Source organism: Clostridium merdae, from assembly GCF_900176635.1.
GTDB classification, from domain to species: Bacteria; Bacillota; Clostridia; order Oscillospirales; family Acutalibacteraceae; genus Faecalispora; species Faecalispora merdae.
Window position 1 is genome coordinate 332,620 of sequence record NZ_FXLN01000002.1, and the last position, 26,480, is coordinate 359,099.

At 44.6% G+C, this 26,480-nt stretch carries 23 protein-coding genes; 14 read left to right on the top strand and 9 right to left on the bottom strand.

Annotated features, from left to right (window positions below):
- Positions 1 to 8: 8 nt before the first annotated feature.
- The 7 genes from CAN90_RS01640 (at position 9) to CAN90_RS01670 (ending at position 7,341) form a co-directional block, all read left to right on the top strand.
- Positions 9 to 1,550, top strand: a complete 1,542-nt coding sequence (locus CAN90_RS01640) for a sugar ABC transporter ATP-binding protein (protein WP_085832092.1) — start codon at positions 9 to 11, stop codon at positions 1,548 to 1,550.
- Between the two features lie 16 nt (positions 1,551 to 1,566).
- Complete coding sequence (locus CAN90_RS01645) at positions 1,567 to 2,643, top strand: ABC transporter permease (protein WP_085832093.1); 1,077 nt, start codon at positions 1,567 to 1,569, stop codon at positions 2,641 to 2,643.
- Complete coding sequence (gene rbsD / locus CAN90_RS01650) at positions 2,640 to 3,044, top strand: D-ribose pyranase (protein ID WP_085832094.1); 405 nt, start codon at positions 2,640 to 2,642, stop codon at positions 3,042 to 3,044. Before CAN90_RS01645 ends, rbsD begins: the two co-directional genes overlap by 4 nt.
- A gap of 9 nt (positions 3,045 to 3,053) precedes the next feature.
- Positions 3,054 to 3,938 carry a ribokinase gene (locus CAN90_RS01655; protein WP_085832095.1) on the top strand — a complete coding sequence of 295 codons (885 nt, stop codon included), beginning with the start codon at positions 3,054 to 3,056 and terminating at the stop codon, positions 3,936 to 3,938.
- Between the two features lie 148 nt (positions 3,939 to 4,086).
- Positions 4,087 to 5,658 carry a dockerin type I repeat-containing protein gene (locus CAN90_RS01660; protein WP_085832096.1) on the top strand — a complete coding sequence of 524 codons (1,572 nt, stop codon included), beginning with the start codon at positions 4,087 to 4,089 and terminating at the stop codon, positions 5,656 to 5,658.
- A 152-nt stretch (positions 5,659 to 5,810) separates the two neighbouring features.
- On the top strand, positions 5,811 to 6,476 hold the full coding sequence (locus CAN90_RS01665; RefSeq protein ID WP_085832097.1) for an acyltransferase: 666 nt from the start codon (positions 5,811 to 5,813) through the stop codon (positions 6,474 to 6,476).
- Between the two features lie 13 nt (positions 6,477 to 6,489).
- A complete protein-coding gene (locus tag CAN90_RS01670; RefSeq protein WP_085832098.1) occupies positions 6,490 to 7,341 on the top strand; it encodes a pyridoxamine kinase in 852 nt (283 codons plus the stop codon).
- 122 nt (positions 7,342 to 7,463) lie between these two features.
- On the opposite strand, the gene CAN90_RS01675 is transcribed toward CAN90_RS01670, so the two are convergent.
- The 5 genes from CAN90_RS01675 to CAN90_RS01695 form a co-directional block, all read right to left on the bottom strand.
- The gene (locus CAN90_RS01675; protein ID WP_143750778.1) at positions 7,464 to 8,036 is read right to left on the bottom strand and encodes a hypothetical protein; all 573 of its coding nucleotides are present in this window, start codon (positions 8,034 to 8,036) and stop codon (positions 7,464 to 7,466) included.
- A 345-nt stretch (positions 8,037 to 8,381) separates the two neighbouring features.
- Positions 8,382 to 8,819, bottom strand: a complete 438-nt coding sequence (locus CAN90_RS01680) for a hypothetical protein (protein WP_085832100.1) — start codon at positions 8,817 to 8,819, stop codon at positions 8,382 to 8,384.
- 83 nt (positions 8,820 to 8,902) lie between these two features.
- Positions 8,903 to 9,622, bottom strand: coding sequence for a DUF4367 domain-containing protein (locus CAN90_RS01685; RefSeq protein WP_085832101.1), 720 nt, complete (start codon positions 9,620 to 9,622; stop codon positions 8,903 to 8,905).
- Positions 9,615 to 10,166, bottom strand: a complete 552-nt coding sequence (locus tag CAN90_RS01690; RefSeq protein ID WP_085832102.1) for an RNA polymerase sigma factor — start codon at positions 10,164 to 10,166, stop codon at positions 9,615 to 9,617. The genes CAN90_RS01685 and CAN90_RS01690 overlap by 8 nt, the downstream gene beginning before the upstream one ends.
- A gap of 160 nt (positions 10,167 to 10,326) precedes the next feature.
- The gene (locus CAN90_RS01695) at positions 10,327 to 11,004 is read right to left on the bottom strand and encodes an HAD family hydrolase (RefSeq protein ID WP_085832103.1); all 678 of its coding nucleotides are present in this window, start codon (positions 11,002 to 11,004) and stop codon (positions 10,327 to 10,329) included.
- 160 nt (positions 11,005 to 11,164) lie between these two features.
- Here CAN90_RS01695 and CAN90_RS01700 point away from each other — a divergent pair, with 160 nt between their 5' ends.
- The 5 genes from CAN90_RS01700 to CAN90_RS01720 all read left to right on the top strand — a co-directional run bounded on the left by CAN90_RS01700 (position 11,165) and on the right by CAN90_RS01720 (position 16,596).
- On the top strand, positions 11,165 to 12,337 hold the full coding sequence (locus tag CAN90_RS01700) for an NAD(P)-dependent malic enzyme (protein WP_085832104.1): 1,173 nt from the start codon (positions 11,165 to 11,167) through the stop codon (positions 12,335 to 12,337).
- 153 nt (positions 12,338 to 12,490) lie between these two features.
- On the top strand, positions 12,491 to 13,834 hold the full coding sequence (locus CAN90_RS01705; protein WP_085832105.1) for a S1C family serine protease: 1,344 nt from the start codon (positions 12,491 to 12,493) through the stop codon (positions 13,832 to 13,834).
- Between the two features lie 264 nt (positions 13,835 to 14,098).
- On the top strand, positions 14,099 to 15,706 hold the full coding sequence (locus tag CAN90_RS01710; protein WP_242953540.1) for a peptide ABC transporter substrate-binding protein: 1,608 nt from the start codon (positions 14,099 to 14,101) through the stop codon (positions 15,704 to 15,706).
- A 151-nt stretch (positions 15,707 to 15,857) separates the two neighbouring features.
- Positions 15,858 to 16,247 (top strand): hypothetical protein, encoded by a 390-nt coding sequence (locus tag CAN90_RS01715; RefSeq protein ID WP_085832107.1) that lies wholly within the window; start codon positions 15,858 to 15,860, stop codon positions 16,245 to 16,247.
- Entirely contained in the window at positions 16,225 to 16,596 is a 372-nt protein-coding gene (locus CAN90_RS01720; RefSeq protein ID WP_085832108.1) for a transcriptional regulator, read from the top strand. The genes CAN90_RS01715 and CAN90_RS01720 overlap by 23 nt, the downstream gene beginning before the upstream one ends.
- 203 nt (positions 16,597 to 16,799) lie before the next feature.
- Here the strand turns inward: CAN90_RS01720 and CAN90_RS01725 are convergent, their stop codons facing one another.
- The 4 genes from CAN90_RS01725 to CAN90_RS01740 form a co-directional block, all read right to left on the bottom strand.
- A complete protein-coding gene (locus CAN90_RS01725; protein WP_085832109.1) occupies positions 16,800 to 18,698 on the bottom strand; it encodes an ABC transporter ATP-binding protein in 1,899 nt (632 codons plus the stop codon).
- A complete protein-coding gene (locus tag CAN90_RS01730; RefSeq protein ID WP_085832110.1) occupies positions 18,695 to 20,428 on the bottom strand; it encodes an ABC transporter ATP-binding protein in 1,734 nt (577 codons plus the stop codon). Before CAN90_RS01730 ends, CAN90_RS01725 begins: the two co-directional genes overlap by 4 nt.
- Before the next feature lie 169 nt (positions 20,429 to 20,597).
- Positions 20,598 to 21,536 (bottom strand): glycosyltransferase family 2 protein, encoded by a 939-nt coding sequence (locus CAN90_RS01735; RefSeq protein ID WP_085832111.1) that lies wholly within the window; start codon positions 21,534 to 21,536, stop codon positions 20,598 to 20,600.
- The gene (locus tag CAN90_RS01740) at positions 21,536 to 23,971 is read right to left on the bottom strand and encodes a YfhO family protein (RefSeq protein ID WP_085832162.1); all 2,436 of its coding nucleotides are present in this window, start codon (positions 23,969 to 23,971) and stop codon (positions 21,536 to 21,538) included. The genes CAN90_RS01735 and CAN90_RS01740 overlap by 1 nt, the downstream gene beginning before the upstream one ends.
- 320 nt (positions 23,972 to 24,291) lie before the next feature.
- On the opposite strand from CAN90_RS01740, the gene yfbR reads away from it, so the two are divergent.
- Together yfbR and CAN90_RS01750 are read left to right on the top strand one after the other, a co-directional pair.
- Positions 24,292 to 24,906 carry a 5'-deoxynucleotidase gene (gene yfbR / locus CAN90_RS01745; RefSeq protein ID WP_085832112.1) on the top strand — a complete coding sequence of 205 codons (615 nt, stop codon included), beginning with the start codon at positions 24,292 to 24,294 and terminating at the stop codon, positions 24,904 to 24,906.
- Positions 24,907 to 25,009: 103 nt separating this feature from the next.
- A complete protein-coding gene (locus CAN90_RS01750) occupies positions 25,010 to 26,107 on the top strand; it encodes an LCP family protein (protein WP_242953541.1) in 1,098 nt (365 codons plus the stop codon).
- Positions 26,108 to 26,480: the final 373 nt, after the last annotated feature.

Consider the following 26,480-nt stretch of genomic DNA (forward strand, 5'->3'; position numbering starts at 1 on the left):
GGTTGCTTATGGAAAATCAAGAGGTTTGCCTTCGGGCGGAGCATATCTGTAAGATTTACCCCGGCACCAAGGCACTGGACGATGTTTCGTTCCAGGTTCTGCGGGGTAAGGTGAATGTTTTAATTGGAGAAAACGGAGCGGGAAAATCGACACTAATGAAGATTATAGCGGGTATTGAGCAGCCTAGCTCCGGCCAGCTATTCATGGATGACAAGGAGGTCTCTTTTCGCGATACAACGGAGGCACGCTCGCATGGAATTGGAATTATACACCAGGAGTTAAGCTTATTCCCGAACCTGAATATATATCAAAACGTCTTTATGGCACGGGAAAAGACAAAGCATAAAATTGGGTTGGATAATGCACAGCACGCAGAGCTTACCGATAAAGTGCTCAAGCGATTGGAGCACCCAATTCCTCCGGAGACCTTGGTTAGTAACCTTCGTGTTGGCCAACAGCAGATTATTGAAATTGCTCGCAACTTAATTCAAGATGATTTAAAGATTTTGATTATGGATGAACCGACCTCCTCTCTTTCCGCTCAGGAAGTAAAAATTTTATTTAAAATAATGCGTGAGCTTACAGCGGCGGGTATCTCTATTGTTTACATATCGCACCGTTTGGAAGAAATTATGCAGATTGGCGACCATGTTACAATTCTGCGAGATGGGAAATACGTTGCAGACGAAGAGGTCTCGAATATTAATGTTCCGTGGATTGTAAAGCAAATGGTGGGTGAAGAAAAGGGCTATGCCCACCGGGAGCGTAATGTCGATTGGGAAAGCACCCCTACTGTGCTGGAGGTAAGCGACATCTCGCTGCCCAGAAGCGGCGGCGGGTATTTGCTCGACAAAGTGAGCTTTCAGGTGAAAAAGGGGGAAATCCTCGGTATTTATGGCTTACTGGGAGCGGGACGCACGGAGCTATTCGAGTGCATTATGGGCCTTCACCCCGAGCACACCGGCAAGGTTTTGCTTGATGGGCAAGAGATTCCAATCGATAGTGTAGCCGGACAAATTCAGCGTGGGTTCGCTTTGGTGCCGGAGGACCGGCAGCGTGAGGGACTGGTGCAAACTTTAAATATTGCCAAAAACATCTCCCTTTCGAACCTGAAGAACTGCGTTAAAGGGATTTTTATTGATAAGAAAACAGAAGACGAGCAGGTGGAGCGGCAAATTTCAGACATTCATATTAAGGTTGCAGATAAACGCCTGCCGATTTTATCTTTGTCCGGTGGCAACCAGCAAAAGGTTGTTATTGGCAAGGGAATACTAACAAATCCCAAAATTCTGCTGTTGGATGAACCAAGCCGTGGAATTGATGTTGGAGCAAAAGCGGAAGTATTTGATATTATCAATCAGTACGCAGAGCAGGGGCTGACCATCCTCGTAATTTCTTCAGAGCTGAAAGAAATACTGGCAATCGCCGACCGAATTGTGGTTCTCTCAAACGGGAAGAAAACGGCGGAGCTGGCAGGGGATGAAATTACAGAAGATAACCTAGTAATGGCGTCCTACCAGGGGCATCATTTGCAGGCATCGGGAATTTAAAGGGGAGAATGCAGGTATGAAACTGAATCAATCAAATCATGGGCTTGCCATGACGCTCCTAAAGGGAAGAACCTTCATTGTACTGATTGTACTGCTGATTTTTTTCAGCTTTGCGGCACCCAACTTTTTTTCGCAAAACACAATGCTGTTAATTGCTAAGCATGTGGCACTCTATGGGATTCTTGCAATTGGCATGACTTACGTTATTATTACAGGCGGAATCGACCTTTCGGTTGGTGCTGTGGTTGGCCTTTCCGGAATGGTGGCGGGCGGCCTGATAAACAAGGGCCTTACCTTACCAATGTTCGGCGTTACCCTATACTTTGATGTTCCGCTTATTGTACTCATTACCATTCTGGTGGGTGCGTTGGTTGGCTGGGTAAACGGTTTGGTAATTACAAGATTTAACGTAGCGCCGTTTATTGCTACACTGGGTATGATGTATGTAGCGCGAGGCCTTGCCATGCTGCACTCGAACGGTGCAACCTACTCAAACATTGTAGGAAAACCGGCACTTGGTAACACAGGGTATGATTTCTTTGGCAGTAGTATTTTGGGGATTCCGGTTGGTGCGGTTATTCTTCTGGTGATTGCGGTCATTACCGCGATACTGCTCAAATTTACCCCCTTTGGCTGGCATGTGTTCGCCATTGGCGGTAACGAGAAAGCCGCAAAGCTTTCCGGCATCAAAGTAAACAAAGTGAAAATTATGGTATACATACTCTCCGGCGTCTGCGCTGCAATTGTTGGCATTATTAACTCAGCGCAGTTGGTGGCTGCCCACCCGGCCTCCGGCGAATCTTGGGAAATGAACGCCATTGCAGCGGCTGTTTTGGGCGGAACCTCAATGGCGGGCGGCATTGGAACCATCGGCGGTACCATTGTGGGTGCATTTGTGATTGGTGTTATTAACGACGGCATGGTTATGTGCGGTGTTTCGGAGTTTTGGCAGATGGTAATTAAAGGACTCGTCATTGTCTTTGCAGTTGTTATTGACCAGTTCCAAAGAAACCTGCAAGCTAAAATGGCACTTCAGGCACGTGGAGAAGAAAAAGAAGCGGCGGCTTCGAATCCGGGAGGGAATATGGCATGAAAAAGACTGGTATTCTGAACGCGCAGCTGGCAGGGTATATAGCTGGGCTGGGACATAAGGAGCAATTTTTAATCGGAGATGCAGGAATGCCCGTGCCGAAAGGAATTCCCATTGTTGACCTGGTTCTGTGCGGCGGAATTCCAAGCTTTCAGCAAGTAGTGGATGCCGTGCTAGAGGAGACGGTTGTGGAGGGGTATGTTGTTGCCAAAGAAATGCAGCAAGAAAACCCAAGAATGGCAAGGTACCTTCATAGTAAGCTTGCGTGGTTACCGGTACAAGAGGTTCCCCATACAGAACTCAAGCAGCAGACGGAGAACGTAAAATTTGCGATACGAACCGGTGAATTCACACCGTATGCCAATGTGATTTTGCAAGCCGGAGTGGCTTTCTCCAATGAATAGGAGTTTGTTATGAAGATTCTGAATTTTGGTTCCCTGAATTACGATTACGTTTACACCGTTGACCATATTGGCTTACCGGGAGAAACCAACGCCGCCTTGCGTATGGATACCTATATTGGCGGGAAAGGTCTCAATCAATCCATTGCCCTTGCACGTGCAGGAGCAGAGGTTTGGCATGCCGGCCAAGTGGGAGAAGAGGGCGAGCAGCTGCTGCAAATATGCCGCGACAACGGGGTAAATACCGATTGGATTCGCACGGTAACCGGAAAAAGCGGGCACACGGTCATTCAGGTGGAAAAGCATGGTCAGAACAGTATACTGCTATTTGGTGGTGCGAATCAAAGCATACCAGAGGAATATGCGAGTAAGGTGCTTTCTTCTTTTGGCAAAGGGGATATGCTCCTATTGCAGAATGAAATCAACGGAGTTCCCCGCTTAATTGAAGAAGCCGACTCGCGTGGAATGCAAATTGTGTTAAATCCATCACCCTACCATGCGGTAATGGAAGAATGCGACCTTACCAAAGTTTCGATATTACTAGTAAATGAAATTGAAGGCTGGCAAATTACCGGGGAGAAAGAACCCGACAATATATTAAATGCTCTTGCCAAACGATACCCAGACCTAGCCGTCGTATTAACTTTGGGGAGTAAGGGTGTTATTTACCGTGATAAAAACGAACGCCATACTCATGGCATTTATACCGTTCCCGTGGTAGACACCACTGCGGCAGGTGATACGTTTACCGGGTATTTCTTGGCTGGTGTAGCCCGTGGGCTTAGTGTGCCACAGTCGTTGGAGCTGGCTTCAAAGGCCTCTGCCATTGCGGTTACGAGCCACGGTGCCGCTCCGTCAATTCCTGTTTTACAAGAAGTAGAAGAATATTGTTTTTAACACTTTTTTACGTGATAAATTCCTCCTAAATTAGAAGAACCAGTGCATTTTGAATGCACTGGTTCTTCTAATTAGCATGGTCTTTTTTCACATATTTGGTACATATTTCCTTTCCTTGATTATAATAATAAAAAAGGAGGGGAAAAACTTGGAATTAAGTCGAAAAAACAGTGCTATGGGCATACTTATGCTATTTTCGGTACTGTTATTAACAATAATAGGTACACGTTCTATTCTTGCAGGTACATCTTATGTGGCGGTTTCGTTGGAGTTTCCCTCCGGTTTTGATGACCCCCAGGGGGTAGAGCTTCTGCCAGCAGGTGACAACCATTACCTGCTTTGTGGAACACAGGATAATCGTTCTTTTGTTTTGCTATTGGATGAAAATGGACAGCTATTGGATAAACAGGTGCTCTCGTTACACATGCAGTTTCCCTTGTATCAGGATGGGAGGCTTGCTTTGGTATGCCCGTACCGCAGTAGCAATCAAGAGGAGTTTGGGGTAAGTGTATATACCTATACGGTTCGCCGGGATGAAATTGATACAAATCAATCTATTGATCTTCCGCAGATTTATGTAGAAGGAAAAAACGATTTTGCAATGGATTCCAAAGGGCGGTTTTACGCCATACATACACCAATGGAGGATTCTATTTTAATTTTTGAACCCTCCGGTTGGTTGCTTAACCAAATTGCATCTACCCGAGGTCCGGTTACCTCCGTGGCGCTTTCACCAAACAACGTGTTGTACACACAGTACGATGGGGAGAGTAAGCTTGGCATAAAAGCGATGCCCGATTCCATTCGAGAGGAAACGACGCTAGAAGAACCACCGCTGTTTGATAGTGATATTCCGCAGGATGGATACCGCTTCTTAAATAAAAATATGGTAATGGACGAAAGTGGAAATTTGTACCGTGTGCAGCAAGACTCGGGTTTGTTACACCGCTATACAGAAACTGGCGGAGATATGGAGTGTGCCGCTGCGCTATCCTCCAGTAAAGTTCTGGTGAAAACAGATGATTCGCGACTATTAGAGTATGTAGACGATGAGAATACGGGGGCATATCGTGTACCTGGTGATTTGATTTCAATTGCTGCAAATGGGGACCGTGCAGCAGCGATTGTACAGCGGGAAGAGGATTGGATTTTTCTGCCAATTACTCAGGAGCTTTTAGAGGATGAGACCTCTTCCTCACAGGAGGAGAGCAGCGAGGAAGTTTCATCTGAACCGGGAGAATCCTCTAAAAATGAAGAGTCGTCTCATCCCGATGATAATTCCTCCCAAATGCCCGAAAAGGTAGAAATTATATCTTTGAGTCAATCGGCTCGAATTGATCGAAGTGCGCAAAAAATCTATTTACCCGCCAATACTACCTATGCGGCACTCAAAAATGTGATACGTGTACAAGAGGGAACTTTGGAGGCACAAAAGCCCAATGGAGTGGCTTTTGTAAGCGGGTATGTGATGACAGGTGCGGTTCTGCTTGCACAAAACGATGAGGGTGAAATCAGCGATAGCCTTACCGTGGTGGTGCAAGGGGATTTGAGCGGTACGGGTCGCTTAACACAAACAGACAGCAAATTGCTCTACCGAGTACTTAGCGGTACTGCAGAATTGGAGGAAGCCTCCTTTGCGGCGGCAGATATGGACGGCGATGGCAAAATAACAACAGCGGACTTACTCATTTTAAAGAAGGAGCTTAAAAAATCTTCTTGACATTTGCTGGGAATAAGATAAAAATAGAAGGTACAGTTGAAAATAGAAGAAAACTATTATTGGGCTTTATTAAGTAGTTTTTTACGCAATAAACTTCTGTTTTCAATGAGGTTACAAAATATTATTTTGCTAACGTTCAGGAGATCAGCAGTATGTTAACAATTGAAACGAACGATTTATTTGACTTATCGCATACGTTGGCGGCGCCGTATTTACGGAACTGCCAGTACCCGTGGCAAGCGTTTCCTCAAATTAGCGGATGGATTCGCGAGCTGGGTGCAGCACTCTCGAAGGATGAATACGAGCAGCGTGGGGAAGATATATGGGTTGCTCGCAGTGCAAAGGTTGCCCCTACGGCGTTTATTGCGGGGCCTGCCATTATTGGGCCTGGTACCGAGGTGCGCCACTGCGCGTTTATTCGTGGCAGTGTATTAGTGGGAGCCGACTGTGTGGTGGGTAATTCCACCGAACTAAAAAATGTAATTCTGTTTGATAACGTACAGGTTCCACATTACAATTATGTGGGAGATTCTATTTTGGGCTACCGTTCCCATATGGGGGCTGGTTCGATTACGTCTAATGTGAAGTCCGATAAAACCTTGGTAACCGTACGCGGTGAAAATGGTGTCCTGGAAACAGGGCTGAAAAAATTTGGAGCTGTTTTGGGAGATTCGGTTGAGGTTGGGTGTAACTCCGTTTTAAACCCCGGTACGGTGATAGGGGCTGAAAGCACGGTATACCCGCTCTCCATGGTGCGTGGAGTCATACCGCCCAAAAGCATTTACAAATGTGCCGGTGAAATTGCAGATAAGAAATAGAGGAGTCTTTCGTATGGAGCGACAAAAAAGAGTAGCGGCAATTCATGATATTTCTGGGTTCGGAAAGTGTTCCCTTACCGTGGCACTGCCAATTATTTCGGCCGCTGGTATTGAAACCAGTGTGATACCCACAGCAGTGCTTTCCACCCATACGGGTGGGTTTACCGGCTTTACCTACCGTGATTTAACGGAGGATCTTCCGCCGATTGCAGCGCACTGGAAGAGTCTTGACCTTCAGTTTGATGCATTGTACAGCGGTTTTTTGGGCTCCTTTGAGCAGATTGATATGGTAGAAGATATTTTCCGCCAGTTTAAAACAGAGAGCAACCTTATTATGGTTGACCCTGTTATGGCGGACAATGGTCAGCTTTACTCCATCTATACTCCTGAAATGGCAAAGGGGATGGCACGCCTGTGTAAGAGTGCAGATTTGGTTGTGCCAAACCTTACGGAAGCCGCTTTCTTATTAGGAAGAGAGTATAAAGAGGGACCTTATGAAAAGCAAGAGATTGAGGAACTGCTCAAAGCTCTCGCGGAGCTTGGCCCCAAAAAAGTGGTGCTTACCGGAGTGTGGTTTGAGGAAAGTGAGCTTGGCTCCGCCGGTTATGACAGCACTACGGGTGAGATTAGCTATGCGTTTTCAGAACGCATTGAAGGCTCTTACCACGGTACTGGCGATGTTTATGGCAGTGCTTTGCTTGCAGGTTTACTAAATGGATTTGAGTTGCAGAAAGCCATGCAGCTTGCGGTTGATTTTACGTGTGGTGCGATTCGCAGAACCAAGATGGCGAAAACGGACATTCGCTTTGGAGTAAACTTTGAGATGGAGATACCAGCATTTTTGAAAAATTTAGGCTTAATTTAATCGAGCATAGAAAGGCAAACGCCCTTGTGTTATAAACACAAGGGCGTTTGCCTTTTTCGGGATAAATAGAATAGATTAGATAGGGTAGAATCTAACATGAAAGCATAGAAAATGAGTAGGAGTTAACCTGGTAAAATAATAATATTATCAGAAGGAGCAAAAGCTCCAGTTGATTTCGATTCTGGGAAAGCAGTTTTCATCAGCTGGGTTGCGGTTTGTAAATTTTGCTGAAAGGCTTTTGTTTCTGCTTCCTTTTTTAAATCACTGGCTTGGATGCTCAGTGGAACAATTAGCTCGGCTAATTGTTTGGTATTGTTTTGGAATGCTTTTTCTTGCGGAATTTTCCGATCTGTTTTCAGCCTATATTGGAGCTGCTGCAAATAATCGGATTCCGCAGAAGCGAAGGTATTTAATGACTGCTTTACTTCTCGTGTAATCAGTGGTTCTTCCAGTTCAGATTGATTGGAATATATATTTTGAAGAAAGTAGCCAACCCGGTCGGCAGCACTCCCTTCTACATACCCGAGAAGATAATCGGGAGAAGTTTTGCTGTTTTCTTTGCTGGTTGCAATTTCTGCAATTCTATGTAGAGAAGAGCATTTATCGAGCCAGCCGTTCGAAAAGGTATTATCGAGTACAACCGTTAATTGTTTTTCTACCGTGTTTTTATCGGATAATGCAGATGAACTGCTCATTGGCGCACAGCTGCTGAGTGAAAAAAGGAGAGCAACAAGACAGATGAGCGCAATCTTTAAGGCGGGACTGGTTTCTTTATACAAATGTATTTGCACACAATCTCCCCTTGTCCATCATTATAGTAAATAAGTTTTTAAGATTAATTCTTTAAATTTCGAGACAGTACCTTTGAGTCAGTTTACCATCCGTGAATCAAACGGATGGTAAACCGAAACAAATGGTTTGTGTGTGGGTTATAATATGGTATGGAGGAATTGTGATTGTGGGTGTGTGGGGGTTATATTATGGTATGGAGGGAATTAAAATGGGAGGCTTGTTAAGTGAGTTGTTACGCTATGTAGGGATTAGCCGAAATATTCATAGTCACTGACACTGACGTTTTCCACAATGCCATCACGATACACATTGGCATATACTTCAAATTCATACTCGTATCCTTTGGATACATAATAAGCACCATCAAATAAAAGGTAATCGCCAGATACAGTTTTAGTCCATGACTTAACAGTTTTAGTACCCGTACCATTCGACTTTACTTGTTTTAGTAAAAAGGTTGCTTGTATTTTTGTGGTACCTTCTCTTGCTTCAATAATACCAACGCAACCAGCACGACCATTGCTGTTAATATTAATTGTTGAATTTACTCGATCCGTATTGGTCCACATAACATGATAGTTAGAATTTAGTTTAGGGGCATCCATCTGTTCTACAGCAAAAGCAGGAGCACTTACGGAAATCATCATAGACAGTGCTAAGAGTGAAGCAACAATTTTTTTCTTCATATTCTATTCTCCTCTATTTTATATTCTATATAATAAAACGTTTAGCCTGTCCCTTTTGTTACAATATTTTCCAAATTATTTTATTATTGCATACTTTCTGCAATTTTAACTAATTCTTCTGGTCGAATTTTTGAATTTAGCAAGATGTGAAAATCTTTATTATTCCATGCAAGATAAGATTTATCACCTAAATCTTTGGCTGAAAACAATATAGCATTTTTTCCTTTTATACTAATTTCTTTCTTTGTAGTACGTTCTATATCTAATGAATTAATTCCCTCATCTGAAATAGGTGTTAATTCTAATAGAATAATATCATCTTTATCATTTTGATATTTTATAATTATCCTATTTTCAATATTTAAATTCTCGTTCTCTACAAAACCTTTTGGAAGATATTTGGGTTTTAAATTAATAGGTATGTTTAATGGTTTTTTGTCATCTGGATGATTATTATCCTGATACTTAATGTCGATATGATCTGACTTCCATTCTAAAAGAGCATTGAAGATTGCATTGCGCGACGCATCTACACTAAATAGGCCGAAAATAGAAACAGGAATGGTAATAGCCGCAATAACAGCTGCTTTTTTTGCAGCTTTTTGAATATGAAGCTGTGCTAGTTTATGTTGAGAATTCCGAATCATTCTTTCTATTTTTCGATGGGTAGTTAGTGATAAATCGTATTCTTGTGTTAAAATATCTGCTGAGGGGTATGCTCGTACTTCTTTCTCAAAGCTTTCTTTTATAGCTGCCTGAAGCATCACTTCGAAAATTTGATTTTTCATTTCTTGATTACTCATTGCTGTCGCCCCTCTCTTTCAGCTTTTTCATCAAAGCGGATTTGGCTCTGTGGAGCCTCACACGCACGTTATCGTGAGAAATGTTTAATAAATCTGCAATTTCATGATCGGAATAATCGAAAACATACTTTAGCTTTAGTACACTGGCAGATTTATCGTTTAAATCCGAAATATCGTTCAGAATTGCCTGGTAGCTCTCATCCGATGCGAAAGCCTCATAAGGAAGATCGGTAATATCGTAACTTAGTTCAATGTCCTCCAAGGGGATTGTAGCACTGCGATTTTCTTTTCTTATCATATCAAAACATATATTCCTAATTAATATACCGATTAAACCCTTCGTTTTGTTACAGTCTTCAAAAGAAAATTTTTGTAAATTATCAATTATTTTTAGAAACGTTTGAGAAACGGCATCCTCTGCTTTCTCTTGGTCGTTCAAAATTCCTTTGGCTATGTAGAGCATTAAACGGTGGTAGTCATTGTATAATCTTTCTACGACGCAACGATCTTCATCGTTTTGTATGGCCATACCGCATATTAACACTATTTATCACTCCTTTGGGTATATTCATTATAAATTAGTTGCGTCAAGAAAACCAACTATATTTTCACATTTTAACAAATAATGACAAAACAGGTGCCGCAGCATTGCGCTGCGGCACCTGTTCTCTTTTTTTACAGTCAATTTACTATGTTACCCCTACTTAAACTGCCACGGTTTTTCCCATTGCAATGGGCAGTATCTCTTTCGGGTCGCGCACAATGTGTTTTGCATGGCTCTGCTCTAACTCATTGCGGCATCGGAATCCCCACAACACGCCTACCGTATCCATTCCGGCGGCTTCACCGGTTTGCATATCTATGTCGGTGTCACCAATATAAAGACAATCCTTCGGCTCTACCCCAAGCTCTTTTGCAATCTGCAATGCACCTACGGGGGATGGTTTGCGTTCCACATTGAAACGTTGACCATAGCAAATGTCGAACATATCGGGTGAATACAACATGGTAATCAGGCGAGAGGTAATATTATGAGGTTTGTTGGAAAGCACCGCCAGCTTCATTCCGTGTTCCTTCAATTCCCGCAGCACTTCTTCCATTCCGGTGTATTGGTCTACAAAGTGCATGGGGTCTTGCTCGTAGAGATTTTCGTAAATTTTACGAAGCATCATCACGTCATCTTCGGTGTATCCTTTCGGAGAAACCTCTTGCAGCATTCCGCGCATGAGACGCTCCGAGCCTTTCCCAACTAGGTAACGGTACTTCTCGCGGTCAATTGCCGGGTATCTGCATTCCTCCAGTGCAGAATTGCCGAAATACGCAATGGAATCCAGCGTATCGGCTAAGGTCCCATCCAAGTCAAAAATACATGCTTGGTACATGATAAGCAATCTCCTTTCTTTATGGTATCTGAAATATTGCTTACAATATCTATCTAACCATATTTCGCTCCGTTTTGCAATGATTTGCAAGAACTATTCTTGAAAGTTGCAGAAAATATGTTATACTAAACGAAATGCGCATAAATTGGAGGAAATGGAAATGGATTATGCATTAGAGGCATTAAAAAAGCATAAAGAATGGAAAGGAAAAATAGAAATAAAGGTAAATTGCCCGGTAGAAACCAAAGATGACCTTTCCATAGCATATACGCCCGGCGTGGCAGAGCCATGCAAAGAAATTAGCAAGGACGTGGAGAAGTCTTACGAATATACGCGCCGTGGCAATATTGTAGCTGTTGTTACAGATGGTACCGCTGTGCTTGGGCTGGGTGACATTGGTCCGGAGGCCGGAATGCCCGTTATGGAAGGCAAAGCGGTTTTATTTAAAGCGTTTGGAGATGTGGATGCGATTCCGCTCTGCATTCGTTCAAAGGATACGGACGAAATTGTGCGCACAGTGGAGCTTTTGGCGGGCTCCTTTGGCGGTATTAATTTAGAAGATATTGCCGCTCCCCGTTGTTTTGAAATTGAGCGCCGTTTAAAAGAGTCACTGGATATTCCCGTTTTTCATGATGATCAGCATGGAACAGCAATTGTAGTGGGCGCTGCGCTAATTAATGCGTTAAAGGTAGTGAAAAAAGACATTGCGAATGTGCGCGGTGTAGTAAATGGTGCTGGTTCCGCAGGGATTGCCTGTGCAAAGCTCCTATTGTCTCTTGGTGTGAAAAATTTGACTCTATGCGATCGCAATGGTGCCGTCTGTGAGGGCGAAGAGTGGCTGAATCCGGCACAGGCTGAAATGGCAAAGGTTACGAACCGCGACCATAGAAAAGGAACTCTTGCCGATGTTATGAAAGATGCTGATTTCTTTTTAGGGGTCTCCGCTCCCAACTGCGTGAGTGCAGAGATGGTAAAAAGCATGGCACAGCAGCCGATTGTATTTGCTATGGCAAACCCTGTGCCCGAAATATTTCCTGATGAGGCATTGGCTGCGGGTGCTGCTGTAGTTGGTACCGGGCGCTCTGATTACCCGAACCAAATTAATAATTTGCTGGCTTTCCCGGGGATTTTTCGTGGAGCGTTGGACGTGCGTGCAAAGGATATTAACGATGAAATGAAGCTTGCGGCAGCGTATGCCATTGCATCTATGATTGCCGACGAGCAGCTTTCCGCAGAATATATCATCCCGTCTCCTCTAGATAAACGCGTCGCGCCGGAGGTTGCGAAAGCCGTAGCCGAGGCCGCTCGACGTACCAATGTGGCCCGCATTTAAACTATTTTTAGTTCATTTCAGATTTTTTCCATCAATTTCACATTTTTTTCTTGATTCTTTCATAAAAAAGATAAGGGTACTTCATAGGTTTTTCACATTCCTTTGGCATACTAAGAGCAATGATAAAAGCCACATAGGAAAGGATCTGATTTTATGTATCCCTTTGGTGAAAACAATAATCAATTTAACGCGCAGCGCGATGACTATACAACGGACAGTTATCAGTGGAATAATCCGGATCAACAGGTACAATGGAACGGCAGCACATATCACTCGCAAGGCTCACAAGGTGGAAACTATAATGGTTCTTCACCGGAACCTCCAAGAAAACCTAAAATGCGGACGGGCACCAAGGTTTTATGCGGAGCGCTAACCTGCTTAATCATTTCGGCAAGCTCCATTGGTGGGTTTGTTGCCTTGGTAAACAATGGGTATGTGACCTTAAACGGTGGAGCGACTGCCAGCAATGTGTCCTCTAGCCAGTCATCGGTCCTTTCTTCCCCAATTACCACCCCCACAACTTTAAAGGCGGGTGGCGCACTTACCGCACAGCAAATTGCAAAAAAGGTGATTCCTTCTGTTGTGTGTATTCAAAACTATCAAGTAAGCCAGTCACTCAATTTACAGCGCCGTTCCGGCAGTGACGAAACTGCAGTCTCTCCAACAAGCGAGGGCTCTGGGATCATTACCACTTCGGACGGTTATATTGTAACAAACGCGCATGTGGTTTCCGGCGCAGATTCACTGAAAGTAATTCTTTCGGATGGAAAGTCTTACGAAGCAAAGCTGATTGGTAGCGACACCGTAACCGATCTGGCGGTTGTAAAGATTGAGGCCTCTGGACTAACTGCCGCAGAGCTTGGCACTTCCTCTTCCTTACAGGTGGCAGACACCGTTATGGCAATCGGTAACCCCGGCGGCTTGGAGTTTAACTCCAGCGTAACCATTGGTTATGTATCTGCTTTAAACCGTGAAATTACCAACAGTGAGAATGGCTACACGATGAAGTGCATTCAGACAGACGCCGCCATTAACCCCGGCAACTCCGGTGGTGCTTTGGTGAATTCTGCTGGGCAGGTAATCGGCATTAATTCTTCAAAGATTGTAGCGCAGGGTTACGAAGGCCTGGGCTTTGCAATCCCCATGGATGATGCAAGACCCATTATCGATGACCTAAAGAAATACGGCTATGTAAAAGACCGTGCTATGCTCGGCATTTCTGGCCAGTTTGTAGATACCATGATTTCTCGTTTTTATGGTTTACCGGTTGGCTATTATGTTTCTTCTGTTTCGAACCCCTCTGTTAATGCGTCGGGTATACAGGCAGGGGATGTTATCACTAAGATTGATGGCAAAGACATTAACTCCAGTTCGGTACTAACTAGTGCCATCGCCTCCAAAAAACCGGGTGAGACCGTCTCGCTGAGTGTTTCAAGAACAAAAACGGGTAAAACCTTTACGGCTACTGTTACTTTGGCACAATCTACCGGTAGTTGATTTTAGCAAGATGGCAACCAAAAGGATTTTATCTTAGAATCAAGCGTTTTCTCATTTGAGAACGCTGTGAAAAAGCAGCAAAGCATGTTGCCTTGCTGCTTTTTCCTATGTTTTACATACTGTTTTAGTTCGTTGCATTCACCTATGAAACATGCTAGAATGAAATCAAATTGAACGCCTCATTTCTTTCTTCTTTTCTATAATGAGGAAATGATTTTCAATATAAGCCAGGGCAAACTATATTAGAATATGTTGGTGATAAAGTTGAGAAGGCTACTTTCTGCACTTCTTGTTGTGTGCATGCTGCTCGTGTTCCCGTCTTGTGGTCAAAAAAAGAATGAGGCAGCAGATAAGGTAATTCAGTATTATATTGAAAAAGAGCCACAAACACTTGACCCTCAGGTGGCCACGGATTCCTCTGCTCTTTTAACTATTGGCGCCTTATATGAAGGCCTCGCTCGGTTAGATGCAAACGGAAAAGCAACCCCGGGTGTTGCGGAGAGCTGGAGCGCAAATGCTACATCTACGCAGTTTACTTTTCGTATGCGAGATAAAGCCGTTTGGTCTGATGGGCAGCCAGTGACCGCTGCCGATTTTGCGTTTGCGTTCCGCCGGGCATTGGCACCGCAAACAAAGTCTTTGGCGTGCCGCCCACTGTACGCAATCAAAAATGCGAGGAAAATCAGTGAAGGCTCTTTACCCGTAGAACAGCTTGGAGTGACGGTTCAAAACGATAAAACCCTTGTAGTTCAGCTGGAATATGCGTACCCTGATTTCCCGGCGCTCACTGCACAGAGTGTATTCATGCCCTGCAACGAAACATTTTTTCAGCAAACGCAGGGAAAATATGGTCTGGAATACAAAGCAATTGTTAGCAATGGCCCGTTTGTTTTGAGTACCAAATACAGTTGGGACCACGGCAAGCAGATTAAACTGAGCCGTTCGGATAAGTACCAGGGTGCGCAAGCTGCGCTGCCGGCAGCCTTGATTTTTTCAATGATAGGTTCTGATGTTGACGTATCTGACCCAATCAAGGCGCTTACCACGAAAAAGGTGGATGCCATTGCAGTTTCAGAACAACAGGCTGTGCAAGCGCAGGAGTTGGAACTGTCGGTCACCTCATTTCAAGACATTACTTGGGGGCTTTCATTTAATACACAAGATGCACTCATGCAAAATTTAAAAATTCGGCAGGGATTAATTCAGTCCCTCCCGCGACAAAAGCTCATGGAACAGCTGCCGGAAAAAGCGCAACGTGCCGAATATATTGTTGGCCCGCAAGCAATGCTTATGGGTGAAAACTACCGGAAGCTAGCCAGTACAGCATCCGGCTACCTGAAAGAGAGCACGCAGGGTGGTGCAATGCTGCAAGCCGGCTTGAAGGAGCTGGGTCACCCCGAGTTTTCTCGTGTAACAGTACTGTGCCCTGACACGGAACAGTCAAAGCGGATGGTAAATGAAATATTGGTGGCATGGAATCACCTAACAGGCCAGTATTTTAGTATGCAGCCTATGGCGGAAGAAGAGCTGCAAAAAGCAGTGGATAACGGGGAATACCAAATTGCATTAACCGGGATTCACCCGGAGCAGGGTGGAAAGCTGCTTTCGGTATTTCGTTCCGATAGTCCGCTGAACCCGGCTCGCCTAAGCAGCCAGGATTTTGACCGCTTGTTGATTACAGCAGAGCAAACTGGCAATACGGGAGCGCTTGCTTCGTATATTCAGGCGGAAAACTACCTGAGTGCCAATGCTGTTTTTTACCCGATTTATTATAAAAATAGTTACTTTGCTACCGGAAAAGGGGTTACCGGTATTGTGTTCCGCCCCAATTCTGCCGGAATTGATTTTTTACTTGCTGGAAAAACAGGCTAGGGATTGACGAAAGACGGTTAATTCTATATAATGGAACGACGGAGCGCAGGGAGACTGATTTTCTCTGCTCACTGCTTGCACAAAATGCCTGCCCGGCTGCGGGAAATGGCTTTGGCAAAGAACCCTGACGGGGTTAAGGGAGGACGAAAGGATGTTGGATACAGCCTTGTCGAAAAAGCTTTCTTTGATCGTTGCGATTGTGAACCGCCATCAAGGGGAAAAGGTATCAAAGCTTTTAAATTCCGAGAATCTCACATTTAACTATATCTTTTTAGGACATGGCACCGCCAGCTCAGAGCTACTCAATTACTTGGGGATTGGCGAAACGGAAAAGGATATTGTGCTTAGCTCTGCTCCGGCAGAAAAAGTTCCTGCATTAATGGAACAGCTTCAACGTGAACTGCATTTGGATAAAGCAGGCAGCGGCGTGGCATTTACAATCCCGATTTCGAGTGTGGGCGGAGCAAAAACCCTTTCACTCATGACGGGAGATTTTCAAAAAGGAAAGGGGGATTCCTGTGATTGCTGCGAGCCAGTATAATCTCATCATTACCATTGTAAACCGTGGATACTCGGAACAGGTGATGAAAGCGGCAAAGCTGGGCGGAGCCACCGGAGGAACCATTTTATTAGCACGTGGAGCGGGAATGCACGAGGCTGAAAAAATCCTTGGCTTCTCAATTCATCCGGAAAAAGAAATTGTTCTGATTTTAACTCTGCGCGAGAAAAAGCAGGACATTATGCGTGCCATATGCCAGAACTGTGGGTTCTGTACGGAGGCACGGGGCATGTCGATTGCGGTGCCTGTAGAGGATGCAATGGGGCTGCCAGTAGCCGATATGGAACGGGAGCTGCAAGCGCATGAGCTTCCCAGAACCGGAACTGAATAAAAATGAAAGCTAAAACAAAAGCTCTTTCCTTTTTGGAAAGAGCTTTTTTACTTATAATTTTGCTAAGTTCAATAATTAAAATTTAAATCGCTTGTTATGACAAGAAGCTAGAGAAGTGTAGTTCTTAGACGTTTGACTATTAGTTGGACAAACGCAATTGAATTGAGCAACATGGAGCAAAACAATAGACCATAGATGTAAGCTTAAGAAAGCTCAAGCAGACCATTGTAAAGCTGTGCGTATTTGCCGTTTATAGCTAGAAGCTCTTCGTGATTGCCTTGCTCCACCACACAGCCATGCTCTAACACAAGAATTTGGTTGGCATGGCGCACAGTAGAGAGGCGATGGGCAATCACAAATACGGTTCGACCCTGCATGAGGCGATCCATCCCTTGTTCAATGATTGCCTCTGTGCGTGTATCGATGGAGGAGGTTGCTTCATCCAATATTAAAACGGGTGGGTTAGCAATCGCAGCCCGGGCGATTGCCAATAGCTGCCGCTGCCCCTGCGAAAGGTTGGTTCCGTCTGCAGTTAGCACAGTATCGTATCCCTGTGGCAACTGGCGAATGAATGTATCAGCACCAGCTGTTATGGCGGCTTTTATCACCTCATCATCGGTTGCATTTAACCTGCCATAGCGGATGTTATGCATTACCGTTCCGGTAAAGAGGTTCGTGTCTTGCAGTACCAATGCCATGGAGTGGCGCAGTGAATCTTTTTGAATGTGTTGAATATCGATTCCATCGAAGAGGATAGAGCCTTGTTCAATTTCATAAAATCGGTTAATCAGGTTTGTAATGGTCGTTTTTCCCGCTCCGGTAGAACCAACAAATGCAATTTTTTGCCCAGGATAAGCGCATAGACTTAGATTGGTAAGAACAGGCTTTTCAGAGTGATAGCCGAACGAAACCTGTTTAAACTCAATTTGACCTTTTAGTGGAAGTTGAGTGAGTGTACCCGTTGCACTTGGGATATTCCATGCCCAGCCCTTGCGTTTGCTCGGATTTTGCAGAGTGGAAGATGGTTTCAGCTCGCAGGCAGTCAGCGTAGTTTTCCCATGGTTTGGTTCGGGTGGTTCATCAATAGCTGCAAAAATACGCTGGGCTCCCGCCAATGCGCTGAGTACAGCACTAATTTGCTGAGACATTTGGGTTAATGGGGAAGAAAAGCTGCGGGTAAACTGCAAAAATAGCACTACGGTACCAAGGGTAAGGATTTGGCTAATCGCTAGTATACAGCCGACAACGGCTGTAAGGGCAAACTGTAAGCTCGATAAATTTGTGAGAATGGGCAAAAGGATATTGGCAAAGGTGTTTGCTTTATCGGCAGACTGACGCAGTTCTTCATTCCGTTTGCGGAACTCCTGCTTTGCGGCTTCTTCCTGCCGATACACTTTTATCACACGTTGGCCTTCTATCATTTCTTCAATATAACCATTTAGGGAGCCGATAGCTGCCTGCTGTGACTCGAACGCATTCCCGCTTTTGCCGCCAATGACACGTATTACTTGAAGCATGACAACGAAAAGGAGTATGGTGAGGAGTGTTAATTGCCAGCTGTAATAGAGCATGAGTGCAAAAATGCCAATCACAGTCAGTAGGGAAGAAAAAAAGCTGGTGATGCTGTTATTGAGCATTTCACGCAGTGCGTCGGTATCATTGGTAAAGAGGCTCATCAGCTCACCATTCGGTTTGGAATCAAAATAGCGCAGGGGCAGCCGCTCTAGCTTCTCGTAAAGCTCGGTTCGAATGCGACAAAGTGTTTCCGTAGATATTTTTAGCATCCAATACCCGTATACATAAGAGGCAAGGGCACTTGCGACAAATAAGGCGAGCATTGTAATAGTTAGCCGGAAAAAGGTTTGCATTAAGGCGATATTATATTGCTGAGTGAGGGGGGTAATGCATTCATCAATAATGGTTTTGAGCAATGCACTCCCGGCTATTTGCGCGGCGGAACTTACAATGATTAAAATGCCAACGGCGATAAGATGAAAACGATAGGGCTGTAAATAACTGAAAATACGGCGGATGGTTTCTCCGGTACCTTTCGCCTCTGGGGTTGGTGTGGCAATTACTTCTGCTTGGTTTTCTGCATTCACGAGACCAATCCCCCTTTTTCTTGCAAGTTAGCAATCTCGCGGTAAATGGCATTGCCGGTGAGAAGCTCCTCGTGTGTACCAACACCGCAAATGCTCCCATTCTCCATTACAATAATGCGGTCTGCACCACGTAAGGATGCAATGCGTTGGGAGATAATGAGAATTGTAGTACCGTGCAGTTCTCTTCGGATTCCTTCATGGATTCTGGAGTCGGTGGTGGTATCCACCGCGCTGGTGGAATCATCAAACACGATTATTTTTGGGCGGGTGAGTAAGGTTCGTGCAATGCATAGGCGTTGTTTTTGTCCACCGGAAAAGTTAGTGCCTCCTTGTTCAACGTGAGTGTCGAAGCCATTTGGTAACGTTTTAATAAACTCCATAATTTGTGCAATGCAACAGGCGTGAATCAGTTCTTCCTCTGTTGCATTTGGATTACCCCACAAAAGGTTTTGGCGAACGCTTCCCGTGAATAGGGTGCTTTTTTGCAGTACCAACGCAACGGCACTGCGCAGCGCTTGAAAAGAGTAGTCCTCAACGGGGTTACCGCCAACGTACAGCTTTCCGCTCGACAGCTCATAAAGCCGAGGAAGGAGTTGCACCAATGTGGATTTCGCCGAACCGGTACCTCCGATAATTCCAATAGTTTCACCCGATTTTATGGACAGGCTGATGTGATGGAGAGCAAGGTTGCTTGAAGAATCTCCGTAAGAGAAAGAAGCATCTACAAATTCAATAGAGCCATCGTTAGGAGTTAAGGTGGATGAGGGAGAATCTGAGATGGAGGGGGATTCTGCGAGAACCTCTTGAATTCTTGTTACTGAGGCTCGGGATAAAACGCTGAGTAAAAAAATCATGGAGAGGAACATCAGGGAAATCAATATTTGAGAAATATAGCTGATAAAAGCAGATAGCTGACCAAGCTCAAGTCCTTTTTGAATGACTAGATTCCCACCCAACCAGACCACTGCTACGATACAGCCAAAAATGGTTAGCTGCAAAATTGGTAGAGTAAATAAGATAAGGCGCTCGGCAATAAATTGTGTGTTTTGCAGTGTTTTGGTTTGCTCTGCAAATTTTTGGCTCTCATATTCCTCTCGTACATAAGATTTTACAACCCGGATGTTATTTAGGTTTTCTTGAACAGAGGCGTTCATGTCATCAACTCGCTTTAGCATCTCTTGAAAACGGGGATACCCATTTTTCATCATGTACACCATTGTGATAGCTAAAACTGGAATGGCGGCAAGAAAAATAACCGAGAGGCGGCGGCTAATGAGCACAGCCATTGCGGTTGCGCCAATTAATTGGATAGGCGCTTGCAGACCAAGGCGTAAAAACATGAGAAAGGCATTTTGCACATTGTTAACGTCGGAGGTGAGTCGAGTGATGAGGGATGCCGAAGAGAAATGGTCTATATTAGAAAAAGAAAACTCCGTTATTTTTTCAAACATAGCATCGCGAATATTTGCTGAAAGACCGGTACATGCTCGCGCGGCAAATCTGCCAGCCAAGGCACCGAATGCCAAGGCCGCAATTGCCATAAATACCATTAGCGCACCTATTTTTATGGTATATACAATACCACCACTGCCCAATACGCCATAGTCAATAAGGCCGGACACAAGGTAAGGGATGAGCAGCTCCATTGCAACCTCCACAAGAATAAACAATGGTGCAAGTATGGCGTCTTTGCGGTATTCCCCCAAAAGAGAGGTTAACTGTTTGAGCATTGCTTATTTCCTTTCACAGAATGGAGTTGAGAGGGTTTGCCGCTGTAAAGCTGCGGTAAGTTGGAAGAACACATCTCCCAATAATTTGCTCAAATTTTACCGTTCCATTCCTTTCCATGAGAGGAACATAAAAAAAGCGACCCGTTGCTTACGGGTCACTTCATAAGTTTTAAAGTTCTTTTTCAATTAAATAGCGTGGTCTATCCTTCACTTCATTGTAGATTTTCCCAATATAACCACCTAGTACACCAATGCAGAGAAGCTGTATTCCCCCCAACAGCCAAATGGAGCAGACGATGGCGGTCCAGCCAGCTACTGCATTGCCGGTAAAATAAGAGATAAGTGCATACAGCAAACCCAGAATACTGAGGATGGAAACCAAAACGCCAAAATTAGCAATGATTTTGAGGGGCTTTACACTAAATGAGGTAATACCGTCCAGCGCAAAGGAAATCATTTTCTTGAGCGGGTATTTCGATTCCCCTGCAAAGCGCTCATGGCGCTCATACGTTACGGTACCACTTCGAAAACCAATGAGCGGCACGATACCGCGCAGGAACAGGTTGGTTTCTCGGTAATCGGAGAGCGCATCAAGCGCGCGGCGGCTCATCAGGCGGTAATCTGCATGGTTGAAGACAAGGTCAACTCCTAAGAGCTTCATCACACGGTAAAAGCCCAATGCGGTACTGCGCTTAAAGAAGGTATCTGTCTCACGTTTGCTGCGAACCCCGTATACAACATCGCACCCTTCTTGGTACTGGCGAACAAATTGGTCAAGCACTTCAATGTCATCCTGAAGGTCGGCATCCAGACTAATGGCACAGTCTGCGTATTTACGCGCTGTCATCAAGCCGGACAACAGGGCATTCTGGTGGCCTCGGTTGTGTGCCAGCTTAACGCCGCCTATCATAGGGTTTTCATTGTGAAAGGTTTCAATCATCTCCCAGGTTTTGTCGCGGCTACCATCATCTACAAACAGCATGCGGCTTTCGGGTGATGCGATTCCGCTTGCAATCATGCTATTTAGTTTTGTGGTGAGGCGCTTTACCGTTTCAGGCAATACCTGTTCTTCGTTGTAACAGGGAATGACGAAATAGACAATAGACATTACAATTCCTCCTCCATGCCTCCGCCGAACGGTGGCATGTTTTGCTCCGATTGTTTGATACGGAACGTACGGCGCTTGGTAGCCGTTTTTAATTGACTATCGTAACGCTTGCAGATACGAACATAGAGAAGCAGTAATAGAAATGCGGCTCCGGAAAGTGCGATTCCTTTCATAAGACCAGGAGTATGGTATTCAAAGCGAATCGTAGACTCCCCAGCAGGAACAGGAACGGCCATAAAGCCGATGCTTACCTTTTCTATATCAACCGACTTGCCATTCACTGTTGCACTCCAGCCCGACTCATAAGGAACGCTGAAAAACACCAGCCGCTCCTTTTCTGTTGAGTAATGCAGGGAGAACCCGGTATTGTCGTGCGAGAAATCCGTTCCAGCACTATCACGCCGTTGCAGACATGCTTCATAATAATCGTTGTAATTAAAATCGATGTCTGAGATCTCTTGTTGGGTTAAAATGGAGCCATATTTTTTTATCTGCTCATCAGAAAGTACGAGGGAGTGCAGCAATAGTATGTTGCGGTTCCCTTCCGCGGTTTCGTCGTACTGCTCTTGTGTAACATAGCTGTCGTAGCTAAAACCCATGGGAATGTAATATTCGTTTTCCCAAATGTCAAAACCGTTTTGTGTGCCAAAATAACGCCAGCCGGGCATCTCTGGATTCTGGCGGTTTTCACCACCAAAATAATTATCGTCATTAATGGGGTCGAACAACCACCGGCAAGAGGTAAACGCGCGCAGTCCATACGTTTTGGTGTCTGGCCGCGAGCCTACGTCTCGCGTGACGCCAATGGTTGGGTAAAACTCCATTATGGAGCCTGGCACAATGCTGTGAAACGCTTGGATGGTTGGTATTTGCCAATACATGGCTTGGTTATCCATCGCATGGTAGAAATCGGAACGTACGTTTTGTAAATCGGGTAAAGTGACATCTGCACCACCGTTGAGTGCATAGGGAATTAACTGGCGGCGAACATCCTCCGACTGCGTTTTACCGAGAGAGATGAAAAAGATGGAGTATAAAAAGGACATTGCGGCAATTCCAGCAAATAGCTTGCGTTGAAATACCTTTTTATCGCGTTTCCAATATTTCATAACGATGCAAAGTGCGAGGAGACCGAGCAATGCCAGTGCTACATAAGCCCAAAAGCGGGTGGGGTAATCTTCCAGACCAATTGTGCGCGTGGTTGTGCCGTTGCTGGTTTTGGACTGTGGAATTAAACCAATTGGTAGCGCAATGCCGAGCGTAATACCAAGTACCCAGCGCACGGCGCGGCGCCAGTCGCTGCTTTCCCGCTCCAAGGATATTAAGGTTGCAAGGCACATCATGAGTACAAGCATATAAAACCAACGTGCATAGTAAGAGGCGTTAAATAATTGAAATGCCGAATTAAGAATCGGCACAAATGCCATTAAAAACAGAATGCCAAGGAGTTTTTTCAGCCAATGGCGGTTTCTGCTTTGCAGGAAGGCAAACACACCGGTCATGCTGAACAAGGGAAGCCAAGCCCCGAGGGATGCCCATTTTGCTTCGGAATTGGGGGTAAAGTTCGGGCGCGCAGGTATATCTGGTGGGAAGAAGAAAGATTGTAAAATGTGTACATAGCGCTGATTCCACCCGTAAAGCAAAGAGCTCCAGCCGTCAGGCGGGTTATTTACACGGGGATTTTGAAGAACCGTAAGAACAGTGGGAACAAGAAGTGCGCTGGAGAGAGCTACACCGAGAACGGATTCTAACAGTAGAAGTAGAAAATCTCGTATCGTTATCTTCCAGCTGCCGCAGAATGCTCGCACCAGCCAATATAAAATACAAAAAACAACTTGTCCCACAAAAAAGTAGTAGTTTACAAAGCAGCTTACAAAAACGGTTACTGCAAATATACCGCGCCTGCGGTGATACATGTACTCATCCATTGCCCACAAAAGAATCGGGAATACAATGATAGCCTCATGAAAATGGTTAAAGAATATATTATAGACGGAGAAGCCGGAAAAAGCATAGAGCATTCCGCCGACCACTGCGTACTGTGGGTCGCGTAGATAGCGCTTTAGATATAGGCAGCCGGCACATCCGGAGCAGGCAAATTTGAGCACCAGAAGTGGACCCATCAAATAAGGGATGGCACTGCTTGGGAACGGAAGTGTCAACCAGAAAAAGGGGCTACCGATTAAATAGAAAGAGTAAGAGCCAATAAAATTGGCGCCTAGGTCGGTTGTCCAGCTCCAGTGCCAATTACCGCTGCGAATGGCGTCGTGGCACATGCGATAAAAGGGAATTTGCTGAACGTTAAAATCCCCATAAAATAAAAAATAGCCGCTGTCTACCAGCTGAAAGGGAAGAAAAATCAGCGTGGCAAGACCCAGACTATACAAAAATGCTTTTGTGAGTACGTTTTCCACTGGTCTGGAAAGTAGGTTCAAAACCATCCACTCCTTTGCGCAGAAAATAAAAACTGCTTGCCCTAAGAATTTGCCAATTGTAAAAGAAAGCAGGCGGCAAGAATGATAGAGCAAAATGAAAAAGCGGCTGTGGGAAAGACCGCTTAAATATTATACAAATAAGAAATTAAGAAAGCGATGCTTTGGTTATTATAACATAGGAATTCCCATGAAAGAAGAGGAAATGAAGCCAATTGTAAAATAATTTCGTTTTATTGTATCCTGCGTTTTTCTCTGCTATAATAACTGTCGTAGTTGCTTTAAGCCGAAATATGTCATAAAAGCGGCTGGGAGGAAACAAAATGTATCATTTCTATGCGATGCTATCGCGAATGAAATATATTAATCGCTGGGGGCTCATGCGAAATACCAGAAGTGAAAACATCTGTGAGCATAGTCTTGATGTGGCGATAATTGCACATGCGCTGGCACTTTTACGCAATTCTCGCTTTGGTGGCAGTGTAAACCCAGAACGGGCGGCGGTGCTAGCAATGTTTCATGATGCAACAGAAATTATAACAGGGGATCTTCCTACCCCGGTGAAATACGATAATCCGGAAATTCGGCAGGCGTACCGCCGGGTAGAAGAGATGGCGCAAAAAAGGCTTTTGAGTCTATTGCCGGATGACCTTAGGGGAGAATATCAGCCTCTTATTTGCGAAGATGAGCCAGGTGACCGCGAGCTTTACACGCTCATTAAGGCAGCAGATAAAATATCTGCTTTAATTAAATGCGTAGAAGAGCGCGGAATGGGCAATGCAGAGTTCCACCGTGCGGAGCAGGCACAGCGTGAAACCATAATGGCGATGGGTTTACCGGAGGCAGATTGTTTTTTAGCTGAATTTATGCCGTCGTATGAACTAACACTGGATGAACAGGACTTACCCCAACAGATTGGCGACGATATGGATAACTAAGTTAAAAATAAAAGGTATTTTGAGTGGATTTTGGAAGACATAAAGAGGATAAATAAGAACAAGATAACACATAAAGGCGTACTGCGGTGCGGGTGTAATGCCCATGAGCCGAAGAAGGGATGATGTTGTGAATAAGAACAAGCCGATGAAAGGGAAGAAACCCTCATCTGGAAAAGGGAAAAAGACATTTATTTTAAATGTTGCAATTTTAGTGGTAAGCCTTGTTTTAATAACGGTAGGCGGTACTTTGGTATACGCAGACCATCTGCTTGGCCGCATTCAGTTTCAGCAGGACCCGGTAGAGTCTTCCACTCCACAAAAGAACTCGACAGTAACCTCTTTTGAAAACATAGGAAATTCTCAATACGTAGTAAATGGGTTATATCATGATGATAAAATCCTCAATGTTCTATTATTGGGCGTGGATGATTACGAAGCAAATGACCGCGGGCGCAGCGACAGTATGCTGCTGGTTTCGTTGGACCGCAGGCATGAGAAACTGAAGATGACTTCTTTTATGAGAGACCTATACGTTTCTATTCCTGGTTATCATGCCAATAAATTGACGGTTGCATACTCTCTTGGCGGCCCAACATTGACCGTGCAGACCATTGAAAATAGCTTTGGAGTAGATATTGACCGATACGTGCTAATTGGAAATGATTCTTTTAATAAGATTATTGACCGCCTTGGTGGTGTTACACTCGAAATTACGAGTGCAGAAGCAAAGCTGATTAATACGTATTCAGGTGAGCCTTCTTCCAAACGATTAACCAGCGGTGTACAGCATATGACAGGCAGACAGGCTCACTATTATTCCCGCATCCGCGCGATTGGCGACGACTATGAGCGCACTCTGCGCCAACGAAAAGTGCTTCAGTCTATTGTAGATAAGTTTAAATCTGCCGATTTAGGCGAGATCAATGGAATTTTATATGATGTACTGCCACTCGTAAAAACCAATATGACGAAAAATGAGATTCTCTCTTTGGCCGCAAACTCACTGACATACCTGAATTACCCTACGAGTCAAAATCGCATTCCGGTAGACGGTGCTTTTACTAACCAGAATGTTCCTGGTGTAGGTTCTTCTTTGATTGCTGATTTTAAAAAGAACCATAAGAAGCTTGTTGAGTTTATCTATGAAGAAAAGCAGGAAGCGGATTCCTCCGATAAAGAGTCTTCTTTTGAGAGTCGTTAAGAAAGCGTTTCTTAGCCTTGAATCAACATTGATTCAAGGCTTTTTTCTCTTTTTAATTTGATATGGGGAATGCAAAAATTGGAGGATTATGTTATAATAACCTCACGGCGTAGCCGAAAGCAGAGCTTTCGACGCCTGAGAGAGCATTGAATCTTAGGTTTTTTCATTGTTATAACTTGGAGACAAGGGGATAAGCGAATTCAGAATTTCTGTGATTGAATAACCTCACGGCGTAGCCGAAAGCAGAGCTTTCGACGCATGGGAGAGAATTAAGACAGTTTGAAATAACGTATACATAGATGACAACCATTGAATTAAGATTGACGATAAGGTCGGGCAGAATTGCTGCATCCGGCGGGAAAGCGGGGGAATA